Genomic DNA, 6,627 nt, shown 5'->3' with positions numbered 1-6,627 from the left:
AAAGGCTCATACACCCTGGATTAACCGTAGAATAAGGCTTTCAACACTCTGTCAAAATTCAGTGTCGGTCAAAAATGCTCGAAACCTACTCCAGGTAAAGGTTTCGACGACTCAGATAGCAAAACTTGTGAGAAATGCGGGAGATTGCGTTTTCAGGTGCAAGGGCGGGTTTTACGGATTGCGAATAATCAATCGCTAGGTCAAATCTAGCCCGCTCATAAATCTGATTCAGTAACTGTTGTAGGTCTACTATAGGTTCAGGATCATCTGGGCGTAAGGGAACAGGAAACGCTGGAATCGGTTCTTTTAAATCAAAGCTATATAAATCGGCATTCGGTCGGCAATATCCTCGACTAACCAAGATACGGTAATCAGTCTTAGTCTCCCCAATAATTGGCATGGTTTTACCGTTTCTGAGCAGATAAATTTCAACAAAACTGGTTTTCGATGCCAAAATTTTCTGGCGTTTGTTTTGATACGCCTCTCGACCATCCTTGGCAGATTTATTTTTGGGAGAAAGTATCTCTATTACAGAGACAACCGCACCTGTTTGGATTGATCGAACCTCTAAAAATCGTTCAGTAACCTGTTCCGGAACAGGGACTTTAACTGGAGTGGGTTTAGCTAAACGAGTAGCCGTTACCGTTGCACCAGTACGGGTAGAGTCTCGACGGGAAACCGCCACATCAGCAATTCCGACGAGTAACGAGTCATCGATGCTGGTATAGATGCGTTCCTCAATCGCCACCCGATATTTAGGGACGATTTGAGGGGTGATTGCATCTGCGATCGCGACAATAAGTCGATTATGGACTTGATGCCATAGGTCTAGCAACTCCAAGTAGGGGTTCATTCCTGGGAAGGGATTGTGCATTATTTTTTGCCTAAATCATGCCCCAATATTCCTCTAGCTTACTGCGATTTCAAAATGGAGCCAGTTTTTTGTTTACCCCAGAGTTAGTTCAAGGGTTAGCGGACGCCTCACCAGATGACTTGGCACAAGTTGAATTGATACCATCCGGTGAAGGTCTACACTGGGAAACACTAGATGTCGAGTTCAAAAACTAAGCGATTGTTCTAAATCCAATTTAAATGTGTCGGTTATTCCCGCTTGCAGTTTACGGGTACTCCTGTGTTATCTAGGTAGTGAAACAGTTACGTTCTCGCTTAGTGTGGCAATATGTCTGACAATTCTCAATCTTCGGCTCAACTTCCACCCACCAGCGCCATCCAAAGTCATTCTTTAACCGCCACAACTGAACACTGGTTTGAATATCCGGTGCGGGCGCATCCTCACCACAGCGATTATGCAGGTGTGGTTTGGCATGGTAATTATATAACCTGGATGGAAGAAGCACGGGTAGAATGCTTGCGGTCAATTGGCATCGAGTATGCTGATTTAGTGGCGATGGGTTGTGAATTACCCGTGGTTGACCTCTCTGTGCGTTATCACCGTCCGCTTCGCATGGGTCAAACCGCGATTGTCAAAACCCGGATGACGGATATGGACGGTGTTCGCATCTATTGGGATTACCAGATTCAATCGCCCGATACAAAAGAACTCTATGTAACCGGTCGGGTGACGTTAGTGGCTGTTGACCGGGAGAAAGGCAAGATTCTGCGACAATTGCCGTCAGCCGTCAAAGATGCACTTGTAAAGCTTTCCCTTTAATGTCTGTAATAGCTTAAGCTGTTCGGCATTTAAACCTTAATGTCAATAATGACGCAATCCTTGTAGTGCGTTAAGCGAATCCATGCCGCAGGCTTTGCATCTTGCTCGCTACTAATACCCAATTTAAATGCGTGACAGCTTACCACTAACAATGATTTGTCAATTATGTGAACGAGATGTTGAGCGTTTAACGATTCATCACCTAATTCCTCGACAGAAGGCAAAGAAGAAAAAAGCCGAGACAATTCCCACCGCCATGATTTGTTCAGCTTGTCATCGGCAGATCCATTCTCTGTTTGACAACACCCACTTATCCCAAGAACTCAATTCTTTGGATAAGCTAAAAAATGAACCTCAAATGCAGAAGTTCTTAATCTGGGTGCAGAAGCAAAATCCTTCTAAACGGGTACGAGTGCATCGTCAAAATTTCTAGAGACGCATCATTTGGTAGAGACGCGCCATGGCGCGTCTCTACAATAGTTCTTACCTTTGACTGGTACAAGATGTGAGTAAAGTAAACCAAAATGTTGTTCCCTCTCCTGGAGAACTAATCACGCCAATTTCGCCGCCGTGTGCTTTAATAATTTGCCGACACAGATACAATCCTAAGCCAATACCACTTAAACTGCGAGAAGAAGCGCCGCGATAGTAGAGATCAAAAAGGCGATCGCACTGCTCTTGTTCTATCCCTACCCCATTATCCGCGATCGCACAGCGCACTTTCTCTGCTTCAACAGTATCCTCCACCACCGTCGCACTCAGGGTTAGGTGAATTCCGGGCGGGTTATGTTTCATTGCATTAGTGATTATATTGTCAAACACTCGCCATAATTGCTTGGCGTCAGCACTCACTAAGGGTAAATCATCGGGAACTTGATTGGTCAACGTTACTTGATTTTTCACCAATAACGGTTGTAACTCCGTCAGACTCTCTTGAATCAGTTGACTCAATTGCAATGGTTCGCACTCACAGGGAATCCCATAAGATTCAGCGGCGTGAATTTCCAATAACGAATTAATTAAATTAAGTTGGCGATCGCTACTTTGAATCATCCGCTCGACAATAGAACGCGAGACTGAAATTGTCTGATGTCCTTGGTCATTTGGTCTGGATTCTTGGTTCTCAGTCAACGAATAACTATTAAGTACATTCTTCAGCACCATTAACATCCCCATCACTGGTGTTCGTAAATCATGGGATACCGCATGTAAGAACACATCCTTGAGTTGATTCAGTTCTTGTAGTTCCTGCATTTTTTGCTGCAATTGTGCCGTTCTTTCTTCGACTTGATGCTCTAAGTTCGTATTCAGTTCGCTAAGCTGTTGGTATAATCGTCCCTGCTTAATCGCAATTGCCACTTGCGTCGCCAGACGGCGCAGTAAATCCACTTCCACGGGTTGCCACTGACGCGGACTTGTGCATTGATGCGCCACTAATAAGCCATACATTTGCTCATCCACGACAATTGCCACCGCTAACGCGGCTCTCACTTGAAATTGATCCAAATATTCGGCGCGTTCCGGGGACGTTGCCCAAAGAGCGGTATCATTAATAACTTGCACATCAGTATGTTCAAATAAAGCAATTAATTCCTGAAGATACTCATCATTTTCTACGGCTAAATCCCAACAGGAGGGAAAATTATCCGCCACGGATTCTGCCACAACTTTGCCATGCCTCGTCCCATCCATATAACTAATCAGAACCCGATCCGCTTGCAAAAAGTGACGCACCTCTGCCACCGTCGTATTCATAATTTCATTCAGATCCAAGGATCGGCGAATTCGAGCCGCAATTTCTCCCAACAAACGATCGCGTTCAGCCGCTTCTCGTAACCGGACTTCGGCTTGCTTTTGCTCCGTAATATCCCGCACCACGGCTAAAAGATGGGGTTTTCCTTTGTACATAAACCCGGTTCCCCGTACCTCAATGGGAAACGGCGTACCATCAGAACGCAAATCTACCGCTTCGCGCTGAAAGGGAACTCCCTGTCTGACAGCAGTAAGATACTCGTAAAATATGGGATGGGAGTCCGGATGAATAAAACGTTCGGGATCAAGATGGATAAACTCTGAATAGGAATAGCCATGCATTTGACACGCGGCTGGATTTGCCTCCACGAGTTGTCCGTCTAAATCGCTAATAATTAAGCCATCCGTCGTGGCTTCAAAAATTGCCCGATATTGGATTTCACTCTCTTTAAGTCGCCGTTCGGCGAGTTTGCGCTGGGTAATATCATGGGTGAGGGCTAGTAAGCAGGGTTTACCTTTTAAGCGGATAATTTCAGCGGACAGTAACCCGATTAAAATCTCGCCCGATTTCGTGCGAAACTCATATTCTTGGTTCGTAATCGTACCGTTCTGCTGTAGACTATGAACCATGCGATCGCGATCATCAGGATGCACCCAGATATTCAATTCCTCAGCGGTGCGACCAACTGCCTCTTGGCGCTGATAGCCGGAATACCGCATAAAGGTTTCGTTTACCTCGATATACCGTCCATCTGCTAAGGTGCTAATCGTAATCGAGTTGGGACAACAGCGAAAGGCTTTAGCAAACTTTTCCTCACTCAACCGCAACGCCTCTTCGGTGCGTTTGAGTTCAGTAATATCCACGCTGACACAGACAGCGGCTTGACCCTGTTGGTATTTCTGGGCAACTAATAAATAATACCGACAGTTATCACCAATCAAGGTTTCAATTTCTCGCTTGGCTTCCTGGAGGGGACTAGCAAAAAACTGGGCAATAAAATCCTTAAATCCGGGGGTGGAATTCATAAACCCCAGTTCCTTCCCTACAAATGCTGGGGCGGATAATCCGAATGTCTTAGCTAGATAACTGTTAACGCCTTGGTACTTTAAATCTGTCCCCATCCAGGACACACATCCGGGTACAGCATCTAAAATCGCTTGTAACTGGTCTTTCGCCGCTTGCAGTGAAGCGATTAACTGCTGTTCCGTTTCCTGCGCCCGTTGACGTTCAGTAATTTCCTGGCGCAATTGCTCATTGGTTACGGTTAACGCCACTGTGCGTTCAGCAACTCGCTGTTCCAATTGTTCATTCATCAAGCGCAAAGCGTCTTGAGCTAAATGACGCTCGGTGATATCGTGACCAATACAGAGAATACCTGTCACTTGTCCCGATCCATCGATGAGCGCTTTATTCGTCCACCCTACCCAGACGCGACTACCATCCCGCCGGATATTTTCGTTTTCGTGGTAGCGGTATTGATCGGGGTGTTGAATGATGTCTTGGATCAGGGTAGTCAAGTCCCGTCCCGATGTCTCGGTTTCTGGGATAATCGTCTCCGCCGCTGAACGTCCCCGGATTTCTGCTTCCGGGTAACCCAAAAACTGTTGGGCAAATTCGTTTAAAAAGGTGATTGTACCTTGAGTATCGATGCGTAAAATCAGGCTATTGGCATTTTCGACAATGTTTCGATAATAAGCCGCTCGCTCTCGCCATACCTGCTCAACCTGTTCTCGTTCTGCAATCTCGCGCCGCAGTTGCTGATTGATCCGTTTTAAGTCCTGGATCTCGTCTGCGTTGTCGGCTTGGGATTGAGTCTCAGGGTAGAATGACAGGGGGATAGGAGTTTGCAGAGGAGAATTAGGCGATCGCGGATGGTTATCGCCTTGGTGGTTGGTAATAGCTAGCCAGAGCTGTTTGAGCTTGTGATACATCGGTGGCGTTCCGAGAACGGTTCCCAAAACGTAATGTTCTTCCCACTATACTCTGACAAGTCTCGCCATTTTGATACACTTGTCCCCCAACAAAGCATTAACCCACCGGGAGACGATGGGCTAAGAGATCTATAAGTTTCATGAAAGAGTGACCCTGATGAATTCGCTGCTTGCTCGTACCTGCTCGTAATGATGTTGAGAGCCTGTCGATGTAGCGTTAAAGTATTCCGATAGCTGGTTCAACACTTCTCCTACACGATTTTGTTGGGAGTGCGGTTGGGAAGAATCCAGCACAACACGGGTGACAGAACAATTGAGAAAACAGAAACGATCAAAATCATCGATAAAACTTGGCTGAGTTCAGTAGTCATGATCTTTACCTCAATACTTGTTTATTTAGTTACGCTGCTTTTCTATTTCAAGTTTAACCGCGCTGTATCTTAGTGAACAAAGTTTTCTGTAATTTTATGGTAAAGATATCCGTACTTTTGATCAGGTTATCTTGATTAATTTTTGTTAAATATTATTTCTGTATAGAAAAATATGTAGTGTAGAGACGTAGCATGCTACGTCTCTATTAGGTTAGTTCACCAGATCGTTATGGTTTAGAAGCGATAACCTGCACCCGCTTGAATGCTAACTGCAGACGCTGGACTATCTTCGTAGGCTTCGATACCGAGTTTTGTATCGCCATAAACCACAATATTGCGACCCAATTGAGCTTCAGCACCGACTGTTACCACAGGCGCATTTTTGTTTCCTAATGGTGTTGGTTGTCCATCCTCTTCAATAAATGAATAGCCAGCACCTACATAAACATTAGCGTTGTTCGTGACAGGAACATCGTAGGAAACAATGGGCATAATGGCGCTGGTATCATCGCTGAATAGAACAGCACCGCGCAGAGAAACTGGCGCTTTTGAAGTCGTTACACGACCTTGAATATTCCCGCCAAATGTTGCGGCATCGTTATCTTGTCCACCGTTGGTCACGCCTGCGGCGACACCAGCACCGATATAGTTGGCATCAGTTCCCGTGGGCTTGGCAGACGCCATATCAGCCGATAATAAAACAGGCGCGATCGCGGTAGCGGCTAGGGTTGAAAAGGTAACAAAAGACTTAAGGTTGCGTTTCATAGTAACATCCATCAATAGGTAGGGTGTAGTGTTGCGTTGTTACTATTCAAGTCGTTTTTAATCGAGTCAATGTTCCAGGTTTATCGATTTTTTGATGGATAAATGTGCGAAAAATCCTTAGACATCTTAAGGATT

At 45.5% G+C, this 6,627-nt stretch carries 6 protein-coding genes; 3 read left to right on the top strand and 3 right to left on the bottom strand.

From position 1 onward, the window contains the following. Nucleotides 1-85: 85 nt before the first annotated feature. Nucleotides 86-874 (bottom strand): DUF4058 family protein, encoded by a 789-nt coding sequence (locus RID53_RS35965; protein WP_446392648.1) that lies wholly within the window; start codon nucleotides 872-874, stop codon nucleotides 86-88. A gap of 17 nt (nucleotides 875-891) precedes the next feature. Between RID53_RS35965 and RID53_RS35960 the strand changes: the two genes are divergently transcribed. The 3 genes from RID53_RS35960 (at nucleotide 892) to RID53_RS35950 (ending at nucleotide 2,105) form a co-directional block, all read left to right on the top strand. After that, nucleotides 892-1,068 (top strand): DUF2442 domain-containing protein, encoded by a 177-nt coding sequence (locus tag RID53_RS35960; RefSeq protein WP_446392647.1) that lies wholly within the window; start codon nucleotides 892-894, stop codon nucleotides 1,066-1,068. A gap of 112 nt (nucleotides 1,069-1,180) precedes the next feature. After that, nucleotides 1,181-1,672, top strand: a complete 492-nt coding sequence (locus RID53_RS35955) for an acyl-CoA thioesterase (protein ID WP_446392646.1) — start codon at nucleotides 1,181-1,183, stop codon at nucleotides 1,670-1,672. Between the two features lie 151 nt (nucleotides 1,673-1,823). Next, the gene (locus tag RID53_RS35950; protein ID WP_006101268.1) at nucleotides 1,824-2,105 is read left to right on the top strand and encodes an HNH endonuclease; all 282 of its coding nucleotides are present in this window, start codon (nucleotides 1,824-1,826) and stop codon (nucleotides 2,103-2,105) included. A 50-nt stretch (nucleotides 2,106-2,155) separates the two neighbouring features. On the opposite strand, the gene RID53_RS35945 is transcribed toward RID53_RS35950, so the two are convergent. Continuing rightward, a complete protein-coding gene (locus RID53_RS35945) occupies nucleotides 2,156-5,383 on the bottom strand; it encodes a sensor histidine kinase (protein WP_446392645.1) in 3,228 nt (1,075 codons plus the stop codon). Nucleotides 5,384-5,961: 578 nt separating this feature from the next. Then, complete coding sequence (locus tag RID53_RS35940) at nucleotides 5,962-6,492, bottom strand: outer membrane beta-barrel protein (protein WP_446392644.1); 531 nt, start codon at nucleotides 6,490-6,492, stop codon at nucleotides 5,962-5,964. Between the last annotated feature and the right edge of the window lie 135 nt (nucleotides 6,493-6,627).

The organism is Coleofasciculus sp. B1-GNL1-01 (assembly GCF_040220235.1).
Classification (GTDB): domain Bacteria; phylum Cyanobacteriota; class Cyanobacteriia; order Cyanobacteriales; family Coleofasciculaceae; genus Coleofasciculus.
Note: the sequence above shows the minus strand (reverse complement) of the source record. Positions and strands in the feature narration are given on the sequence as shown.

Excerpts from the sequence above, each read along its gene's own strand:
- RID53_RS35955 (WP_446392646.1), top strand. The coding sequence starts at position 1,181 with ATGTCTGACAATTCTCAATCTTCGGCTCAACTTCCACCCACCAGCGCC.
- RID53_RS35960 (WP_446392647.1), top strand. The coding sequence starts at position 892 with ATGCCCCAATATTCCTCTAGCTTACTGCGATTTCAAAATGGAGCCAGT.
- RID53_RS35950 (WP_006101268.1), top strand. The coding sequence starts at position 1,824 with ATGATTTGTCAATTATGTGAACGAGATGTTGAGCGTTTAACGATTCAT.
- RID53_RS35965 (WP_446392648.1), bottom strand. The coding sequence starts at position 874 with ATGCACAATCCCTTCCCAGGAATGAACCCCTACTTGGAGTTGCTAGAC.
- RID53_RS35940 (WP_446392644.1), bottom strand. The coding sequence starts at position 6,492 with ATGAAACGCAACCTTAAGTCTTTTGTTACCTTTTCAACCCTAGCCGCT.